The sequence below is a fragment of the Leifsonia sp. GW821-FHT13C05 genome (assembly GCF_058806515.1).
In genome coordinates this window covers 209,610-227,739 of record NZ_JBXAPT010000006.1, presented here as the reverse complement: position 1 = coordinate 227,739, position 18,130 = coordinate 209,610, and the positions used below count along the sequence as shown (strand labels likewise).

16 protein-coding genes are annotated in these 18,130 nt (G+C 68.7%); 5 read left to right on the top strand and 11 right to left on the bottom strand.

All coding sequences use genetic code 11. The features are described from left to right. Positions 1-24: 24 nt before the first annotated feature. The 6 genes from AC1ROC_RS16535 to AC1ROC_RS16510 all read right to left on the bottom strand — a co-directional run bounded on the left by AC1ROC_RS16535 (position 25) and on the right by AC1ROC_RS16510 (position 6,718). Entirely contained in the window at positions 25-1,038 is a 1,014-nt protein-coding gene (locus tag AC1ROC_RS16535) for a LacI family DNA-binding transcriptional regulator (RefSeq protein WP_085371071.1), read from the bottom strand. 56 nt (positions 1,039-1,094) lie between these two features. Then, positions 1,095-2,171 (bottom strand): ABC transporter permease, encoded by a 1,077-nt coding sequence (locus AC1ROC_RS16530; RefSeq protein WP_493001494.1) that lies wholly within the window; start codon positions 2,169-2,171, stop codon positions 1,095-1,097. Between the two features lie 53 nt (positions 2,172-2,224). Continuing rightward, positions 2,225-3,733 carry a sugar ABC transporter ATP-binding protein gene (locus AC1ROC_RS16525; protein WP_085371073.1) on the bottom strand — a complete coding sequence of 503 codons (1,509 nt, stop codon included), beginning with the start codon at positions 3,731-3,733 and terminating at the stop codon, positions 2,225-2,227. 101 nt (positions 3,734-3,834) lie between these two features. Then, a complete protein-coding gene (locus AC1ROC_RS16520) occupies positions 3,835-4,938 on the bottom strand; it encodes a sugar ABC transporter substrate-binding protein (RefSeq protein WP_493001491.1) in 1,104 nt (367 codons plus the stop codon). Between the two features lie 113 nt (positions 4,939-5,051). Further along, positions 5,052-6,137, bottom strand: coding sequence for a nitrilase-related carbon-nitrogen hydrolase (locus AC1ROC_RS16515; RefSeq protein WP_085371075.1), 1,086 nt, complete (start codon positions 6,135-6,137; stop codon positions 5,052-5,054). Between the two features lie 248 nt (positions 6,138-6,385). Beyond that, entirely contained in the window at positions 6,386-6,718 is a 333-nt protein-coding gene (locus tag AC1ROC_RS16510; RefSeq protein WP_493001488.1) for a hypothetical protein, read from the bottom strand. Positions 6,719-6,966: 248 nt separating this feature from the next. Between AC1ROC_RS16510 and AC1ROC_RS16505 the strand changes: the two genes are divergently transcribed. After that, complete coding sequence (locus AC1ROC_RS16505; protein ID WP_493001486.1) at positions 6,967-7,959, top strand: AraC family transcriptional regulator; 993 nt, start codon at positions 6,967-6,969, stop codon at positions 7,957-7,959. Positions 7,960-8,078: 119 nt separating this feature from the next. Next, positions 8,079-9,449 carry a DUF1254 domain-containing protein gene (locus AC1ROC_RS16500; protein WP_493001484.1) on the top strand — a complete coding sequence of 457 codons (1,371 nt, stop codon included), beginning with the start codon at positions 8,079-8,081 and terminating at the stop codon, positions 9,447-9,449. A gap of 46 nt (positions 9,450-9,495) precedes the next feature. On the opposite strand, the gene AC1ROC_RS16495 is transcribed toward AC1ROC_RS16500, so the two are convergent. Continuing rightward, a complete protein-coding gene (locus tag AC1ROC_RS16495; protein WP_434951775.1) occupies positions 9,496-10,008 on the bottom strand; it encodes an FBP domain-containing protein in 513 nt (170 codons plus the stop codon). A gap of 417 nt (positions 10,009-10,425) precedes the next feature. Between AC1ROC_RS16495 and AC1ROC_RS16490 the strand changes: the two genes are divergently transcribed. Continuing rightward, positions 10,426-10,962: a hypothetical protein gene (locus AC1ROC_RS16490; protein WP_256922120.1), complete on the top strand. Its 537-nt coding sequence runs from the start codon at positions 10,426-10,428 to the stop codon at positions 10,960-10,962. Between the two features lie 3 nt (positions 10,963-10,965). On the opposite strand, the gene AC1ROC_RS16485 is transcribed toward AC1ROC_RS16490, so the two are convergent. Continuing rightward, positions 10,966-11,574: a GNAT family N-acetyltransferase gene (locus AC1ROC_RS16485; protein WP_168688716.1), complete on the bottom strand. Its 609-nt coding sequence runs from the start codon at positions 11,572-11,574 to the stop codon at positions 10,966-10,968. Between the two features lie 17 nt (positions 11,575-11,591). Here AC1ROC_RS16485 and AC1ROC_RS16480 point away from each other — a divergent pair, with 17 nt between their 5' ends. Both AC1ROC_RS16480 and AC1ROC_RS16475 read left to right on the top strand, forming a co-directional pair. Beyond that, positions 11,592-12,476 carry a helix-turn-helix domain-containing protein gene (locus tag AC1ROC_RS16480; RefSeq protein ID WP_493001481.1) on the top strand — a complete coding sequence of 295 codons (885 nt, stop codon included), beginning with the start codon at positions 11,592-11,594 and terminating at the stop codon, positions 12,474-12,476. Continuing rightward, entirely contained in the window at positions 12,473-13,357 is an 885-nt protein-coding gene (locus AC1ROC_RS16475; RefSeq protein WP_493001479.1) for an aminoglycoside phosphotransferase family protein, read from the top strand. Before AC1ROC_RS16480 ends, AC1ROC_RS16475 begins: the two co-directional genes overlap by 4 nt. Before the next feature lie 59 nt (positions 13,358-13,416). Here AC1ROC_RS16475 and AC1ROC_RS16470 read toward each other — a convergent pair whose 3' ends face one another. The 3 genes from AC1ROC_RS16470 to AC1ROC_RS16460 form a co-directional block, all read right to left on the bottom strand. Continuing rightward, positions 13,417-15,435 carry a helicase HerA-like domain-containing protein gene (locus AC1ROC_RS16470; RefSeq protein WP_493001477.1) on the bottom strand — a complete coding sequence of 673 codons (2,019 nt, stop codon included), beginning with the start codon at positions 15,433-15,435 and terminating at the stop codon, positions 13,417-13,419. Between the two features lie 141 nt (positions 15,436-15,576). After that, the gene (locus AC1ROC_RS16465) at positions 15,577-16,845 is read right to left on the bottom strand and encodes a saccharopine dehydrogenase family protein (RefSeq protein ID WP_493001475.1); all 1,269 of its coding nucleotides are present in this window, start codon (positions 16,843-16,845) and stop codon (positions 15,577-15,579) included. A gap of 326 nt (positions 16,846-17,171) precedes the next feature. Then, the coding region (locus tag AC1ROC_RS16460; RefSeq protein ID WP_493001473.1) for an LPXTG cell wall anchor domain-containing protein at positions 17,172-18,130 on the bottom strand (959 nt) is incomplete at its 5' end.

The following is an 18,130-nucleotide window of genomic DNA, read 5'->3' as shown; positions in this document are numbered from 1 at the left end:
GCTTTCTCTCTCAGGTGTTGATGGCTATCTCAGGTGTTGCTGGATGGTTCGCGGCGTCTGGGAGGGCGGCGCCGTGCTCTGGCGCACGACCAGCTCCGGGAGCACCCTGGGCAGCGCGTCGGCATGACCGCCGCGCATCAGGTGCAGGATGCGGTCGACAGCGAGGCGCCCGACCTCCTCGAAGTCGAGGCGGACGGTGGTCAGCGCCGGCCGGTAGTACCGCGCCTCCGGCACGTCGTCGAAGCCGACGACGCTGACGTCCTCCGGCACCCGCACCCCGTATTCGGAGAGGGCTTTGACGACCCCGAGCGCCATCTGGTCGTTGGCGACGAACACCGCGGTGATGTCCGGGTTGCGGGCGATGTCGCAGCCGGCCGCGTATCCGGAGCGCGTCGACCAGTCTCCGGAGATGACCGGGTTGGTCACCCTGCCGCTCGCCGCGAGCGTGTCCGACCAGCCGCGCATCCTGGCGTCCGACCCGAGCCAGCCGCTCGGTCCGGCGACCTGCCAGACCGTGTCGTGGCCGAGGTCGAGCAGGTGCCGGGTGGCGAGCGCTGCTCCTCCCACCTCGTCGGTCGCGACGCTCGTCGTCCCCTCCGGCGCTCCCGGCTCGAAGACGACGAGCGGCACGCCGGCCTCCAGCCCGGTGATCGCTTCGAGAGCGGCCTCGACCGGCGCGAGCACGACGATGCCGTCCACCGCGTCCTCGGCCAGGTGGTCGAGCGCCGCCTTCATGGCCGTGCGGTCGACGTCGCCGAGGGTCACCAGGTTGGTCGCGTATCCCGCGCTTCTCGCCTCGTCGGCGATGCCGCTGAGTGCGACGGACGGACCGTACTGGGTGAGGCCGAAGCTGACGATCCCGAGGTTCATCGTCTGGCCGTTGGCCAGGGCGCGGGCCGCCGGGTTCCTGCGGTACCGCAGCTGCCGGATGGCCAGCTCCACCCGCTCCCGGATCTCCGGGGCGACGTTGGTGCTCCCGTTCACCACCCGGGACACCGTCTGCTGGGACACCCCGGCGAGGCGTGCGACGTCGATCATCCTGGCACCGCGAGTCGTCGAATGCTTGTCTGTGCTCGAAGGTGCCGACATCGTGGCTAGCCCGCTGTCCGTGCGCTGCGGCGACCCAGATGGCTGCGGAAGAATCCGGAGATCCGTTGCACGCCGCCCGCGCTGGAGAGGAAGACCGCGATCACGATCACCGCGCCCTTGATCACCAGCTGCGGCTCGGAGGAGATGCCGACCAGGTTCATCACGTTGATGATCGTGGCGAGCACGAACACGCCGATCACGGCGCTGATCGGGTCGCCCTTGCCGCCCATCAGGGATGCACCGCCGACGACGACCGCTGCGATCGCATCCAGTTCGTAGCCGACGCCGATGAGCGAACTGCCCTGGCGGAGCTGTGCGGCGGCGATGAGCCCGGCGAGCCCCGCCAGCAGCCCGGACATCGTGTACGTGATGAGGAGGTTGCGGGCCACAGGCAGGCCGGAAAGCCGCGCGGCCTCCGGGTTGCCGCCGATCGCGTACAGCGAGCGCCCGAAGGTCGTGAACTTCGCCACGAGCGCCGCGAGCACCATGACGATCAGGAAGATCATCACCGGGTTCTGCAGCCCGAGGCTCGTGCCGCGGGCGAAGAGGTCCACGAACGTCTGGTCGGTGATCTGGATGAGGCTGGTCGACTGGATGATGTAGCTGAAGCCCTTGACGGCGCTCATCATGGCCAGCGTGGCGATGAACGGCGGGATTCGGAGCCACACCACGAGAAGCCCGTTGATCAGCCCGGCGATCCCGCAGCAGAACAGGGTGAACGCGACCGAGAGCCCTGTCGCCATGCCGGCTTGCAGGGTCAGAGCGACGATCACCGTCGACATCGCCAGGATCGAGCCGACCGACAGGTCGATGCCGCCCGTCAGGATGACGAAGAACTGACCGACGGCGAGCACGGCCACGATGGAGGCCGCCGCGATCACGTTCTCCGCGTTCCTCAGCGAGAGGAAGTCGGCGGAGACGTAGTAGCCGATCACGATGATGACGACGAGGACCAGCAGCAGGTAGGTCTTCGGAAGGACGCGCTTGGCCACGCCTCTCCAGGCGGAGTGCGCCGGGGCGGCGCCGGACTCGGTGGCCGATTTGGCCGGCTTCGCCGGCTCGTGGAGGAGTTTGTTCGACATTGTCTTTCCCGTCGTTGGGTTCAGTCAGTTGATTCAGGGGGCGAGCCGGGGGCTCAGGCGAGGAGCTGGAGGATCGTCTGACCCTGGGGATCGATCTCGTCGTGGTCGAGTTCGGCGACTACGCGACCTCTGGCCATCACGAGCACGCGGTCGCACATCATCGCCTCGGAGATCTCCGAGCTCGCGATGATCACGGTTCCGCCCGAGCGGGCGAAGTCGCGGATCAGCTCGTACATGTCCTCCTTGGCGCCGACATCCACGCCTCTGGTCGGCTCGTCGCAGATGAGCAGGCGGGACGATCGCACCAGCCAGCGGGCCAGGATGCCCTTCTGCTGCGTCCCGCCGCTCAGGGTCTTCATCGGCTGGTTGACGCTGGAGACCTTCATCCCGAGCTTCGCCACCATGTCCTGCGCCGTTCGCTTCTCGCGCTTGCCGTCGATCACGGAGAGCCTGCTGAACATCGGCATGCTCGCCAGCGTGATGTTGCCCGCGACCCCCATGTCCGGGATGAACCCCTGCGCCTTGCGGTCCTGCGGGAGCAGTCCGATGCCGAGCCGGATGGCGTCGCGGGGCGAGGCGAACGTGACCTGCTTGCCGTCGATCGTGAGGTGCCCGTCCGTGCTCTTGCGGGCGCCGGCGAGCAGGCTGGCGAGCTCCGACTGGCCGGACCCGATCAGCCCGGAGATGCCGAGCACCTCACCCCGGTACAGGTCGAAGTCGATGCCGGACACCCGGTCGTCCTCCCCCAGCCCGCGGGCGGACATCAGGATGCTGTCCGTGCGGCCGGCGCCGAGGCGCGGGCTGCGTTCGCCGCGGAGGGCGGCGTCGGCGATGGAGCCCTCCAGGCTCTTGCCGACCATCGCCGTCACGACGTCGGCCGGTTTGGTGTCCGCCGTGGCCAGGTCGGCCGCGGTCACGCCGTCGCGCAGCACGGTCACCGCGTCGCAGAGGCTGTACAACTCATCCATGCGGTGCGAGATGTAGAGGAGCGTGACGCCCTCGGCCGCGAGCTTGCGCAGCACCGTGAACAGGCGCTCGACGTCGGGCAGGGGAAGAGTGGACGTCGGCTCGTCGAGCAGCAGCACGCGCGCATCCTTGTGCAGCGCCTTGGCCAGCTCGACGGCCTGCTGCTCCGCCACGGAGAAGCTCGAGACCGGCTGCGTCACGTCGAGGTCGAAGCCGACGCGGGCCAGGGCCTCGCGGGACTTGGCCTGCATCTGCGCCCAGTTCACGACGCTCCCCTTATTGGGAAGCGTGCCGAGGAAGATGTTCTCGGCGACCGAGAGCGACGGCACCAGGCTCAGCTCCTGGTAGATGGTGTGGATCCCGGCCGCCTGCGCATCCGTCGGCTCGCGGAACTTCACGACCTCCCCGCCGAGCCTGATGGTTCCGCCGTCCGGAATCTCCGCCCCCGAGAGGATCTTGACCAGCGTCGACTTCCCCGCACCGTTCTGTCCGGCGAGGGCGTGGATGCTCCCCCGCCTGACCGAAAAGCTCACCCCCTTGAGCGCCTGCACACCGAGGTAGCCCTTGGTGATGCCTTCGAGCTGCAGCTCGTCCATAAGTTCTCCGCACTTCTTCGTGACTTGTCTGTTTCCCAGCGGTCGCTGCGCCCGAACCGATGACATCGGGCGCAGCGACTCCTGGTCGTACCCGCTGGCGCTTAGTCGTTCGCCCGCACGTACGTGTCTTGCGGCTTGTAGTAGTCCTTGGCGTTCTCGGGCGTGACGACGGTGGTCTTGATGAAGACCTCCTTCTTCGGGCACGCCGTCTTGTCGTCGTTGTATGCGGCGACAGCCATCTTCACCGCGGCGACGCCCTGGTCCCACGGCTGGTTGGATGCGGTGGCCTGCAGAGGCCCCGTCGGGTTGTCGACCATCTCCTTCACGACGTTCATTCCGCCGTCGTATCCGGCGACGATCACGCCGTCGCCCCAGATCCCGGCCTGCTGGAGACCCTGCTCGATGCCGCCCTCCATCACGTCGCTCATGCTGTAGACGATCTTGAGGTCGGGGTTCGCCGTCGCGACGTCCCGGATGGGCGCGAGGGCCTTGTCCGGCTTCCACTCGCCGTACTTCGTCTCGAGCTTCTTGGTCGTGATGCCCGGGTAGGCCTTCATGACCTTCTCGTAGCCCTTCATGAATCCGTTGAACCGCAGGTCGCTGAGCACATCGCCCGGGAAGCCGCCGATGCCGACGACTTTGATCTCGCCCGTCGTGCCGAACTTCTCGACGGCCTTCTTCGCGGCGACCTCGCCGGCGAGCGAGCCGGTGTATCCCTGGTCTTCCGCGACGTAGCAGTACATGTCCTTGACCAGCGACGGGTCGAGGTTCGAGTTGACGGTGACCAGCGGCACCTTGGCGTTCTGGAGCGCCGCGACAGAGGCTCCGACGCCGATCGGGTCGTTGGGGTTCATGATCACCACGTCGACGTTCTTGGTGATGAGCGTCTGCACGTCGGCGTTCTGGCGGACGGTGTCTCCGTTCGCGTCGAGCAACTGGATGGTCGCCCCGAGTTTCTTGGCTTCGGCCTGGCCGCCCTCGACGAGGGTCTTCCACCAGTCGCTGCCGCTGATGCCGCGCTGGCTCCAGCCGATGACCAGGCCCTTGCCGGTCTTCTTGTCCGCGTCGCTGGCTGCTGCTCCGTCTGTTCCGCCTCGCGCGCATCCGCTCAAGACGAGAGCGGTGGCCGCGACGACGCCGGCGACGGTGAGGATGGTTCGGGTACGGCTGCGGGTGTTTCTCGTGGTGCTGCTGGGACTGATCATGGTTCCACTTCCTTGTGAGGTGATCGGTGCTAGGTACAGCTGGGGGGTGCGAGCGGCGGCGCATCGTCCCGAGGGGACCGACGGTCGGAGGGCCGCCGCTCGCACGTTCTGGCTCAGTCGAGAGGGGTGAAGACGCCTCGCTCTTCGAGCAGCTTGATGTTGCGGGCGCGGGTCTCGCGCTCGCGGGCCAGCCATCCTTCGCCGGGAGGGGCGTCGAGGTACTGGTTCTTCGGGTAGATCGGCTTCTCGTAGATCGCGGCGTACTGCTCGGTGCGCAGATCCTTGAAACCGTTGAACACGCCGTTCGCCTGACGGTCGCGACGCAGGGCGTCGATGTCGATCGTCGTGCTGACGAAGGTGTCGCCCGCCGTGACGCCTGGCGTCTCGGTGATGATCTTGCCTCGCTGGTTGACGATCATCGAGCGGCCGCCGAAGAGGTCGTTGATGACGCCGTCCGGGCCGAGCTCCGGGCCGAGGTTCGGTGCGACGACGATCGCGTTGTTGAACAGCGCGTGCGCCTTGTTCTGCACCTCCCACATCCCCTGCGAGGTCTGCGGCTCGATGAGCGTCGCGCGGATGATGACCTCCGCGCCGTTCATCGCGAGGCCGCGGGCGATCTCGGGGTATGCGCCCTCGTGGCAGATCACGTAGCCGATGTTGCCGATGTCCGGCGTCTTGGCGACCGGGTAGATGGCGTCCATCACATTGCCGTCGCCCTTCTTCTGGATCCACTCGTCCCACAGGTCGTGCGGGTTGGTGGTGCCGAGGGTCCCGCCCTCGAAGCCGTCGCTGGTCGCCTTGGCACGGCGGTAGATCACATCGCCGTTCGGGTCGATCATGAACGCGCAGTTGAAGTAGCGGTCAGGGAAGTCGTCGTCGGCGACCAGGTACAGCTCGCCGGCGATGTAGGTGTTCAGCTCACGAGCGGCCTTGCCCAGCTCGTCGGTCTCCGGACCGGGGATGGTGCGGGCGAACTTCTTCTCCGCCTCGCGGTTGCCTGCGGTGAATGCCATGTGCATTCCCTGGATCGCCATCTCGGGGATGACGACCAGCTTCACCGGGTGGCCCTCTGTCGCTGCCACGCCGACCGCGGTCTTCATGAAGCCGATGATGCGCTTGGTGTTCTTCAGCGCGTCTTCCGGCTCGACGATCGGGATCTGCAGCGGCGAGAGCGCTACGACTGTGTACGGCTCAGTCACGTCCAACTCCTTCGTTGTTTGGGGTGCGTGTGGTCATGTTAGCGCACTATCAAACGCTGTCAAATGTTTGTTTTCAGCGCGAATACCACTCAAGCCCCGCCCGGATGCGGTAGACAATGCTGTCTGGATTTCCAGTAAAACAGCCGATGATTTACGATTTTCTGACACAGAAGAGGCGCCATTGATGCAGCAGTCGACAGCCGAGGAATCAGATCGCAAATTGAGTGAGCGCACTCACAGAGCAGGCTCTATCGCGTGACGGCGAGTGCCGCAACACCCGTGGTGACCGCGAGGAGGGCACCGACGAGGAACAGCGAGAACCGGCTCTTCGCGACCCACCCTCGGACGGCCCCGCGCAGCCGCGCCCCGCGCGAGGTGTCCGCGGCCGACACGATCGGCTGGCTCTCGGGGCGCGGCGCATGCGCGGTCGGGAGGAACTCGACGAAACCGCAGCGCGTGCATCCGGTCAGGTAGCGGTGGACGGCGAGGCCGACCCCGTAGTACGGGTTCTGGATGACCCGGGCGCGGGCTCCGCAGCGCGAGCACCACCGGGGTCTCGTCCGTGCGTTCGACTCGTTCATCGTTCGCGAAGTTCCATTGCCGTCTCCTGGGTGTTCCGTCGGCAGTGCACGCGGAGCACAGCGGAGGAGGCACGGCGGCCTTCCCCACCCGAAGGAGAAGGCCACCGTGCAGGTGCCGCGCCGGGGAGCTGCGACGGAATTCACGGTATGCGGCGATTCGAGCGGGTCGATATCCGCCCAGCGCGGATCTGTGTCCGTTTTGTGCGGCTCGTCATGAGCCCGTCGACGGCCGTGCTTACAATCACGGGATGCAAGCGAACTCGGCCGAGATGTTCCGCAGCCGACGCATCGTGTCGTGCCGCGGGATCGACCAGGCGCGCGAAGCACTCACCGAGGTCTTCCTGCCGGTCGACTTCCCGACGGCGCGGGCATCGACGAGCGTCGCGCTGGACCTGAACGCCCTCACCGTCGGCCGGGTCACCGTCGGGTACATGCAGTTCGAGGACGCTGTGCGGATCGAGACGGCAGAGGCCATGAACTTCCACGTCGACATCCCGACGGCGGGGCGCGCGACGATGCGCGCGGCGTTCGGATCGCCGATCTACGGAACGCAGCGCACCGCGGGAGTGTTCATGCCGGGGAGGCCCGTCGACCTCGACTGCGACGCCGGCTTCGCGCAGGTCTCCGTGATGATCCCCAGGGAACACCTCCAGCTCGAACTTGAGAGCATGCTCGACCAGCGTCTGACGCGACCGCTCGAATTCACGGGCGAGCTGGACCTGATGGCCCCGGGCGGCCGCGCGATGCTCCAGACCCTCCGCCTCATCGACGCCGTCTCCGAGCAGCCAGGAGGACCCCTCTCCCATCCGCTCACGCTCCAGCGCCTCGAACAGCTCCTGATGAACAACCTGCTCTTCGCCCAGCCGCACAGCCATTCGGCCCAGCTGACGGGATCCGCCCCAGACCCCGGCGCCCGGCCGGTGTCTCGGGCCGTCGAGCTCCTGCGCAGCAGCCCCGCGCATCCCTGGACGGTGTCGGAACTGGCGTCGGCCGTCTCACTCAGCGTGCGCAGCATGCACGAGGGCTTCCGCCGCTCGCTCGACACCACGCCGATGGCCTACCTCCGCCGCCTCCGGCTGGAGAAGGTGCGCGAGGAACTGATGGCGGCCCCGCCCGGCACGGTCAGCGTGACGGAGGTGGCCACACGCTGGGGCTTCGTCCACCTGGGACGCTTCGCCGCCGCATACGCCGCCGCGTTCTCCGAACGGCCGTCCGACACCCTGCGTTCGACCGGGCAGTGACGCCCGCCGTCGGGAGGCGGATGACGGTCGAACGCTGAGCATCCACGTCGCAGAACGGGGCTAGACAGCTCCTCGGCGTCAATGGTTCGATGGGCCGCACCACGAGCAGGGAGCGGAACATGACCGAGAACGTCACCGGACCGACACCGAACACGAGGTTGACCGAGGCGTACGTGCGCGCCGTCGGCCGGATGGCGTATGTGTGGGGCTGGCCGATGGTCTCGATGATCAATCGGCGCGCTGCGATCACGTCCGTGCCCGAGCCCGGCCTGCGTGGCGGGGTGCTGCCGAACGCTCCGCTGAACCGGGTCTGCATGCTCACCGACTACATCCCGGCGGGGCAACGCTTCATCGCCTGCACCAACCAAGATGTGCTGTACGGGATCGGCTTCGGCGACCTGGATGTGACGCCCGTCATCGTGCAGCTGCCGGACTTCGGCGACCGGTTCTGGGTGTCCGCCGCGTGGGACCAGCGCACGGACTCCTTCGCGCAGCTGGGGAAGCAGTACGGCACGAAGGCCGGCTTCTACGCACTGGTCGGCCCGGACTGGGACGGCGACCTCCCCGACGGGATCGCCGGTGTGTTCCGGTCCTCGACCGCGCTGGTCGCGTTCTGTCCGCGCGTGTTCATCGAGGACACCCCGGAAGACCGCGCGGCCGTGATCGAGCTGATCACGCAGATCAACATCTACCCGCTCGACGAGTTCGACGGCACGGCGCATCCGTACGACTGGGAGCACCTCCCGAGTTTCCCGATGCCCGAGATCGGCGCAGATGAGATCCACTGGGTCGAGCCTGACCGCTTCTTCGACCAGTTGCGGGAGGTGCTCGGCATGGTTCCTCCGCTGCCGGGCGAGGAGGCGCTCTACCAGCAGTTCACCGCGATCCTGGATGCGGCCGACAGCGACCCCGACCTGAAGCGAGCGCTGCTGGACGTGGCCGCCGAGGCGGAGCGCGAGATCATCACCCCGCTGCTGCGCTGGGAGCACAACGGGCCGGAAGCCGGCAACGGCTGGTACTCCGCGAAGAACAACTCGGCGTTCGGCACCGACTACGTCACCCGCGCAGCGATCGCCCGCTCGAACATGTTCGAGAACACCCCGCAGGAGACGAAGTACATCTTCACGGACACCGACTCGAGCGGCCGCCAGCTGAACGGCAGCGACGGCAGCTACGAGGTGACCTTCGCGGCGGGCGAGCTTCCCCCTGTCGACGGCTTCTGGTCGCTCACCCTCTACAACGAGCACCACTTCTACTACGAGAACGAGCAGGACCGATACTCCCTCGGCACCAAGAACCCCGGCCTGCACTACGGCGACGACGGCAGCCTCACCCTGTACGTCGGACACCAGCCGCCCACGGACGCACCGGAATCGAACTGGCTTCCCGCCCCGGAAGCCCCGTTCTCCCTGTACATCCGCGCATACTGGCCGAAAGAGCCCATTCTGGATGCGACGTGGCTGCCGCCGGAGGTGCTGCGGAGGGGGTGAGCGGGCGGGCTGGTCACAGCCCTCCCGTCACCGCCCACCCGTCACCTCACCGCCCGCCGCCCCCGCCGCCGGTCCCGTGCAGCACCGACACCGCGAAGCTGGCCGCGCGCTCGCGCAGGCTCGCCATGCGTTCCTGCCTGGCCGCCTCCACGTCGAAGCCGACGTAGGCGAGGGGCGGGCGCTTGCGGACGTTGGCCGAGCAGCCGAAGTCGGTGCAGACGAGCGTTCCGACCGTGTCGCCGTTCTTGCCGGCCTGGCCTGCGCGCTTGGCGCTGAAGAACGAGACATCGTTGGTCAGGTTGACGTCCTGGCACCAGGAGCACTGGGGGCGGCTGAGCGCTGACGCCTCCGCCTGTCGGAGGAGCAGGCCGACGGGGGCGTCGTCGAGGATGACGACCGCGTATGCGCGTTTCGGCTGTTTGCGGTCGCGCCAGCCGAGATAGTCGAGCGTGTTCCAGTCGATGGTCTGGAAGTCGGCGGGCAGGGTCAGGTCGCTGACCTCTTTGCGGGAGGCGTTGACGAAGGACGAACGGAGCTGTTGCTCGGTCAGGGGAAGCATGGAAGTGTCACCAATCGGAAATGGCGGCGATGGCCGCTGAGGTCGCACGGGCCGGCAAGCCCGGATGCGCGTCGATGTCTGCACGGGACGACCGGCGCCGCGACGGGCGCGCACGATCGAGCCCCGCATCCCTCGCTGGATGCGCGAGGTGGAAGGCAGGGGACGGCGACGCTATCTCACGCCGGCGTTCAGAACGCCGACGGCCTCCTGACGCCCGGAGGGCAGCACGGGGATGAGCGAGGTGGACACACGGGCAGTGTAGCAAACGCCCCCGCGTGCGACCCGGACAGCTCCGGATGGGCGCCATACGCCGAAAACCGGACGTCCGTGTCCCCCAAAATGCCGCTACCGGGACGCCTCCAGGTAGGCGATCCTCGAAGTATGGAGGGTCGGCGTGAGCTGAGACAGGAGACGGGCGTGACGCAGGAGGCAGTTGTGCTGCGTCCGCACGCCCACCTTTTCGCACGCGGAATCATCGCCATCCTGGCTCTGACCACCCCGGTTTTCGCCGTCCTCTACTGGCTGACCATCCCGGACGGCGTCTGGCCGCTCGTGCTCGGCATCCACATCGTGGTGATCGGCGGAACGACGGTCGCCGTGCTTGCCTTCTTCAGCACGACCATCCAGGTGGGTCACGATTTCGTGCGGGAGCGCGGCTTCTTCGGCAGGACAGTGGATGTGCGTCCCGGCAGCGTCGGCTCCGTCATCATGGTCAACCTGTACGAGGGCAGCACGCTCGACACGCAGCCGCAGCTGTTCGTCACCGGCACGGACGGCAAACTGCTGATCAGGATGCGCGGGCAGTTCTGGGCGCTCGAAGACATGGAGCGCGTGGCGGAGGAGCTCGACGTGCCCGTCACCCGGCGCGAGGACTCGATGACGCTGGCGGAGTTGCGCCGCGCATCGCCCGGCCTGTTGTACTGGTTCGAGCGGCTGCCGCGCTTCGGGCGCTGAGCCTCAGACCTCGGCGGACGTCGAGATGCCGTACACCGGTCCGTCCGGCCTGCTCGACGGCAGCTCGTGGAATCCGAGCCGCTCGTAGAACGCCCGGGCGCCGTGGTTCGTCGGCGACATCTTCAGGTAGACGCCGGGCACCCCGCGCTCGCGGAGGGCGGCCAGTAGCGTGCGGATGAGCGCGCGCCCGAAGCCCTGCCCCTGCAGTTCGGGCAGGAGGTCGATGTGCAGGTGGGCCGGGTATTCGGCGAGTTCCGGCACGAGCATCCCGTGCACGTCGAGGCCGAAGCCGATCGCCTCGCGCTCCCTGTCGTCGCGGGCGCTCTCGACCGGGTACTTCTCCGCGAACGCCGGCATCCACTCGCGCGAGTACCAGTCGACGAACGCCGCACTGTCCGCGACGGCGATCACGTACCCGGCCACGTGGTCACCGGTGTCGACGACGAACGCGAGGTCGGGCTGGTACGTCACGTACGGACCGGCGAAGACATCCGGGATGAGGTCGTCGTCCGTGTACGTCCCCGTGGCGTCCCCGCCGCTCGCCCCCGTTTTGATGCACACCGTGTACACGTCGTCGCGGTCGCCGGGCTGGTAGGGACGGATCGAGCTCACCGTGAAAGTATGTCAGTGTGAGCACCTCCGCCGCTGCCGTACCCGCCGTCGACGCCCGCACCGGGCTCGGCGCACCGCCGGTCAGCCGCGGGCACCTGAACGAGAACGGGGCGGCGCCGGTGAGCATCGAACGGCTGTGGCCGGGCGACGACGCCGCGGCGTTCGTCCGCCACTACTGGCTCCCCCGCTGGCAGCTCGCCGACGGCACGTTGCTGCGGCAGCAGGTGCTCGAATATCCGACGGCCAACCTCGTCGTCGAGGACGAGGAGGTCGCTCTGCACCGCGCCAGGCGCGGGCTCAGCGTGAAGACACTCAGCGGTCACGGCTGGGCGTTCGGCGCGATGCTGCGGCCCGGTGTGGCGCGCGGGCTCTCCGGCACGAGCGTGCGGACGTTGCCGTCCACCGTGCCGCTCGCCGATGGCCCGCCCGCCGGATTCCAGCACCACGCACTCCTGCTGCCGGGGGTGGATGCGGTGACCGCGCGCATCCGGGACGCCATGCGGGCGGGCGACGATAGCGGCGCCGTCGATGCGATCGAGGCCTGGCTCGGCACGTTGCCTCCTCCCGGTGCGGGGGCGCGGCTGGTCGACGCGATCGTGGAGGCGGTGGAGGCGGACAGGACCATCACCAGGGTGGAGCAGCTCGCCGAGCGGTTCGGGCTCGGCGTCCGTCACCTGCAACGCCTGGTCGCCGGGCACATCGGGTTCGGACCGAAGTGGCTCATCCAGCGCTACCGGCTCCAGGAGGCCGCCGCCGCCCTGCGCTCCCCCGCGCCTCCGCTGCTCGCGGACCTCGCCGCCGAGCTCGGCTACGCCGACCAGGCGCACTTCGGACGCGAGTTCAAAGCGGTCGTGGGCACCACGCCCGGCGCATACGCGGCCGACGCGGGGCGCGGCCGATGACGCCGGACAGCATCCTCGCTCCCTGGCGCGACCGCTGGAGGCTCACCCCCTCCGGCGACGCGTTCGTCACCCCCTCGAGCGTGCTGCAGCCGGTGGAGTGGCGCGGCCGCCCCGCGTTCCTCAAGCTGGCGACGGTCGAGGAGGAGGTCGCGGGATCCCGCCTGCTCGCCTGGTGGGACGGTCGCGGCGCCGCCCCGGTGTACGAGGCAGAGGGCGACGCCATCCTGATCGAACGCGCGACAGGTGACCGCGACCTGGCGACCATCGCCGCATCCGGGCCGGACGGGGACGACGCGGCCACGCGCATTCTGTGCGGCACGGCCGAGCGGCTGCACGCCGTCGACGACCGTCCGCGACCGGACGGGCTGGTCGGGCTGACGACGTGGTTCCGCGAGCTCTTCGCGGAGGCGGCCGAGCATCCGGATGCGCACGACGGGCTGTACGCGCACGCCGCATCCATCGCACGTGAACTGATCGCGCATCCGGTCGCCGACGTGGTGCTGCACGGCGACCTGCACCACGGCAACGTGCTCGACTTCGGCGGGGAGGGGGACGGCGGGGACGGCTGGCTTGCGATCGACCCCAAGCATGTCGTCGGCGACCCCGGTTTCGACTACGCCAATATCCTGTGCAACCCGGATGCGCGCCTCGCCACCGCGCCCGGCCGCTTCGAGCGCCAGCTCAGCGTGATCAGCGCGGCGGCGGGCGTCGAGCCCGGCCGGATGCTGCGCTGGGCGTTCGCGTGGGCCGCGCTCTCGTCCTGCTGGACGGAGCGCAGCGGCGGAGACCCCGGCCACACGCTGCAGGTGGCGCGGCTGGCGCGGGGGTTGCTGCCGGAGGCCACCCCGGACGCGGGCGCGACCGGGATCGGGCTCGGCTGATCGACCCGGCGGCCGCGCACTCCGGCCGCCGCCATCTCGCCGCCTTCCCCCGCCCGCCGTCAGCGCCGCTTGCGCGTGCCGAAGATCCCCTCCACCACCCCGGTGAGGATGGACGCCGTCGCCTTCGAGCCGAGCACCTGCTCCAGGATGTTGGGCTGCGGATTCGAGCTCGTGCGCCGTCCCCGGGAGGTGGGGCCGGTCGATTTCAGCAGCCTGTCGTATTCGGCGTCCGCGGCCTTCTGCGCTTTGGCCTGCGCCGCCGCCGCCTTGTCTGCGGCCTTCTGCGCCTCCACGGCAGCCTTCGCCTGCTCGAGGACGCGCTCCTGCTCCTCGGCGGCCGCGGCAGCCGCATCCAGTTTGCGGGTGAGCATTTCGCGGGCGGAGTCGCGGTCGATGGCCGTGCCGTATTTCGCGAGCAGCGGGGATGCTGCGATGGTCGCGTCGAGCTGCGCCTCCGGAGCGGGCGACATGGAGCCCTGCGGTGCGCGCAGCCGCGTCCACGCGACCGGGGTCGGGGCGCCCTTCTCGCCCATCACCGTGACGATCGCCTCGCCGGTGCCGAGCTGCTGCAGCACCTCGGCGAGGTCGTAGCCCGACTTCGGGTAGGTCGAGACGGTCGCCTTGAGCGCCTTCGCGTCATCCGGTGTGAAGGCGCGCAACTGGTGCTGCACGCGGGACCCGAGCTGCGCGAGCACGTCGGACGGGACGTCCTTCGGGGTCTGGGTGACGAAGAAGATGCCGACGCCCTTCGACCGGATGAGCCGCACGGTCTGCGTGATGGAAGCCAGGAAGTCCTTCGACGCGTCCTTGAACAGCAGGTGCGCCTCGTCGAAGAAGAACACCAGCTTCGGCTTGTCGAGGTCCCCCACCTCCGGCAGGTCGTTGAACAGGTCGGCGAGCAGCCACATCAGGAACGTGGAGAACAGCGCAGGCTTGTCCTGGACGCCGGGAACCTCCAGCAGGCTGACCACCCCGGTGCCGTCGGGGGCGAGCTTCAGGAACTCGGCGGTGTCGATCTCCGGCTCGCCGAAGAACGCGTCTGCGCCCTGGTCGGCGAACGCGATCAGTTCCCGCAGGATCACGCCGACGGTCGCGCTGGACAGCCCGCCGAGGTCGGCGAGCTCCGCTTTGCCGTCCGCACTGTTGAGGAAGGTGAGGACGGCGCGCAGGTCGCTGAGGTCGAGCAGCGGCAGCCCGGCCTTGTCCGCATAGTGGAACACGAGCCCGAGACTGGACTCCTGCGTGTCGTTCAGCCCGAGCACTTTCGACAGCAGCAGCGGCCCGAACCCGGCGACGGTCGCCCGGATCGGTATGCCCTTGCCGGTGCCGCCGAGCGAGAAGAACTCGGTGGTGGTGGCGCGCGGCGTCCAGTCCTGGCCGATGCCCTTGGTGCGGTCGAGCAGCTTGTCGTTCGCCTCGCCCGCCACGGCGATCCCGGACAGGTCGCCCTTGATGTCGGCCGCGAACACGGGAACGCCGTTCGCCGCCAGCTGCTCGGCGAGCACCTGCAGCGTCTTGGTCTTGCCAGTGCCGGTGGCTCCGGCCACCAGCCCGTGCCTGTTCGTCATCGCCAACGGGATGCGCACGGGCACATCCGCGCGCGCGTCCCCGTTGACCAGCGCCCCCATCTCGAGCGCGGCGCCCGTGAACGCGTAGCCGGCGCGGACCGCGTCCACCTCGGCGTCGGTGAGCGGGGTAGGGGTGGTGGGAGTTGGTGGGGTGGATGCGGGCGCCGCGGCAGGCGCTGGCGCGGCAGGAGCCGACGTAGCGGGCGGAGGCGCGGCAGGTGCCGTTGCAGCGGGCGCAGGCGCGGCAGGTGCCGGCGGCGCCACCTCCGTCGCCGCCGCACTGGCCGCCGTTGCGGCGTCCGACGCAGCAGCCGCCGTCTGCGACGCTTCCGCGCGCGCCTGCGCCGCCTCCGCCTCCGCCTGCGCGGCCTCGGCCTGCGCCTGCGCGGCGGCCGCCGCATCCTGGGCCCGTTTCAGTGCCTCCGTCGCCTCCGCCTGCAGTCGCGCGGCGTTCTCCGCTGCGGCTTTCGCGTCGGCCTGGGCTGTGGCAAGTGCATCGGCGTCACTCATGCGCTCACTCTATGGTCCCCATCCCACGCCCGCACCAATCCATCTCACGCCCGCCCCAATCGAGCCGGGACCTGTGCACGCGACACACCGGGCGAAGGCGGCCACAACTCCCGGCTCGAACCCTTCGGCGGCGGGCGCGGGTCACTGCTCCCTGAGCCCCCACGGCTGGCCGTACCCGCCCTCCGCAACGGGACGCGCCATGAGCTCCAGGAACGGCGCGGCATCGAACGCCTCCGGCCCGAGCACACCCGTGCCCGACCACGCGCCGGTCGCGAGCAGCTCCAGCGCGATCACCGGGTTCATCGCCGTCTGCCACACCACGCACTGCGACTCGTACTCGGCCATCGTCCACTCGTTGTCGCTCACGTGGTACAGGTACACCTCGCGCGGATTCCCTTCCACGCCCGTGCCTTTCACCCACACGCCCGCGCAGGTCTTTCCCGTCATGAGCGGCCCGATCGTGGCGGGGTCCGGCAGGGCGGCGGCGACCACATCCCGCGGTGCCACCTCCACCGGACCGTTCTGGCTGCGCACCCGGATGGGCGTCGTCGAGTCCAGCCCGAGCTGATGCAGCGTGCGCAGGATGCCGATGAACTCCTCCCCCAGCCCGTACTTGAACGTCACCCGCTCCGCGTCGATCCAGCGCGGCATCAGCAGCACTTCCTCGTGCTCAACGTTGACGCACTCGACGGGACCGATCCCTTCCGGGAAATCGAACACCTCCGGCTCGCTGAACGGCGGCGTCGTGAACCAGCCGGCGTCCTTCTCGAAGATCACCGGAGGGTTGAGGCACTCCTCGATGGTCGTCCAGATGCTGAACGACGGCGCGAAGATCTCGACGCCGTCGCTGTCGCGCACGACCAGGTTGGCTCCGTCGCGCGTGCCGAGCTCCTCGATGTGGGAGAACAGCGTGTCGGCGGCGTACCGGGCGAACACGTCGCTCAGGCCGGGCTCCACGCCCATGCCGACGAGGGCCAGCCGGCCAGCCGACTCCCAGTCTCCGCGCTGCGCGAACTGGTCGTCTCCGAGCTTCACCCCGGTCTTCGCATACGGGTCGGTGGGATGCGGCTCCGACAGGCTCATCGCCATGTCCAGGTAGTCTGCACCGGCTGCGAGGGCACCGGCGAAGATCGTCGGCACGAACTTGGGCTCGACCGCGTTCATCACATGGGTGGCGCGATGCTCGGTGGCGACCGCCGCGACCGCATCCGGGTCGGACGCGTCGATGGCGGCGGCGACGAACCGCGACGCCACCTCATTGCCGTGCCGTCCGCGAATCCAGTCGATGGTCCGCTCCGCCCGGCCGACGTCGTAGTCGCTGACCACGATGGTCTCGAAAAAGGTGCGACGCGCCGCGATCTTCGCGATGGCGTCGCCGACACCGCCGGCGCCCACGAGCAGGATTCTCATGGCGCAACGCTAGCGCGCCGGACGCGGCAGCGGTCAAGGGGATCTCGGCAGCGAGTCCAGGGCGTACAACCGGCATCGGCTTCACCTCCGGCGATCGCGACGATCTGGTATCAGCCACGGGGCGCGATCGCCCTGTTCTGCGTCGCGGTGTCTCGCGTTTCGGCCGCGCGGTGTGGTACTCGCTGGCTGGCCCTGAGCGCAGAGTTGCCGTGTCATTGAGTGACGAGTGGCGAGGAGGGTTTCATTAACGTGGGCGGGGCCCGGACATGTACGTCCGGGCCCCGCCTGTAGGTTTACCGCGTGTGGCGGTTCAGCCAGCCTGTCGACTAGCTGATGGTGGTGCTTCCGTTCTCGTCCTCCGCCTTACGACGGCGTCCGAACAGGAACGCTCCAAGCCCGAGGAGGAGACCGGTGATGCCTCCGCCGACGAGCCAACCATTGGTGTCAGAACCGGTGCTGGCAAGCTTGCCGTTACCGGACCCTGTGGTGGTGCCATTGCTGGTGCTGGTGCTGGTTCCGTTCGTGCCAGCATTCGCGTTGGACCCACCAGCAGTGGAGACCTCGGCATTCGCGCTACCGGTCACCGACGCAATCGTGGTGGCCGTACCCTCCTTGCTCGACTCGTCGTTCGCGTTCGCGTTCGCATTCTCGTTCGTGTTCGCGTTCGCCGTCGCGCCAGCAACATCCGCCGACGCATCCGTGAGCGCAGCAGCCTGAGCAGCAGCCGTGTTGTTCGCGGTCGCCGCAGCAGACGCCGACGCGTTCTCACCAGCAACCGTGCTCACATCAGCAGCAGCCTCAGCCGCAGCCTGCGAACCCGCATTCGCGTCCGTCGACACATCCGCCGACGCATCCGTCGACGCCGTCGGGTTCGCCGCAGCCTGCGCCGCAGCCTGAGCCGTCGTCGTCCCCGGAGCCGAAGCCACCGAATCCGCATTCGCGAACGCCGCAGCCTCCGCAGCAGGATCCGCATCCGCCGACGCCGCAGCAGAAGCCGACGCGTTCTCATTCACGTTCGCGTTCGCACCCGAACCAGAACCAACCACCGACGCATCCGTCGACGCCGTCGCGATCGCCGCAGCCTGCGCAGCAGAACCACCCGACACGTCCCCATCAGCAGACGTGTCCGCAGCAGTGTCATCATCACCAACACTGTTCGCCGCAGCCTGAGCCGCAACCTGCGAAACAGCATTACCATTCGTCGTCACATCCGCCGACGCATCCGTCGACGCCGTCGGGTTCGCCGCAGCCTGCGCCGCAGCCTGAGCCGTCGTCGTCCCCGAAG

What these genes read in the sequence shown, in the direction of transcription:
- AC1ROC_RS16475 (WP_493001479.1), top strand. Translation starts at nt 12,473, where the DNA reads ATGACGCCGGACAGCATCCTCGCTCCCTGGCGCGACCGCTGGAGGCTC.
- AC1ROC_RS16530 (WP_493001494.1), bottom strand. Translation starts at nt 2,171, where the DNA reads ATGTCGAACAAACTCCTCCACGAGCCGGCGAAGCCGGCCAAATCGGCC.
- AC1ROC_RS16470 (WP_493001477.1), bottom strand. Translation starts at nt 15,435, where the DNA reads ATGAGTGACGCCGATGCACTTGCCACAGCCCAGGCCGACGCGAAAGCC.
- AC1ROC_RS16500 (WP_493001484.1), top strand. Translation starts at nt 8,079, where the DNA reads ATGACCGAGAACGTCACCGGACCGACACCGAACACGAGGTTGACCGAG.
- AC1ROC_RS16520 (WP_493001491.1), bottom strand. Translation starts at nt 4,938, where the DNA reads ATGATCAGTCCCAGCAGCACCACGAGAAACACCCGCAGCCGTACCCGA.
- AC1ROC_RS16465 (WP_493001475.1), bottom strand. Translation starts at nt 16,845, where the DNA reads ATGAGAATCCTGCTCGTGGGCGCCGGCGGTGTCGGCGACGCCATCGCG.
- AC1ROC_RS16510 (WP_493001488.1), bottom strand. Translation starts at nt 6,718, where the DNA reads ATGAACGAGTCGAACGCACGGACGAGACCCCGGTGGTGCTCGCGCTGC.
- AC1ROC_RS16525 (WP_085371073.1), bottom strand. Translation starts at nt 3,733, where the DNA reads ATGGACGAGCTGCAGCTCGAAGGCATCACCAAGGGCTACCTCGGTGTG.
- AC1ROC_RS16495 (WP_434951775.1), bottom strand. Translation starts at nt 10,008, where the DNA reads ATGCTTCCCCTGACCGAGCAACAGCTCCGTTCGTCCTTCGTCAACGCC.
- AC1ROC_RS16535 (WP_085371071.1), bottom strand. Translation starts at nt 1,038, where the DNA reads ATGATCGACGTCGCACGCCTCGCCGGGGTGTCCCAGCAGACGGTGTCC.
- AC1ROC_RS16505 (WP_493001486.1), top strand. Translation starts at nt 6,967, where the DNA reads ATGCAAGCGAACTCGGCCGAGATGTTCCGCAGCCGACGCATCGTGTCG.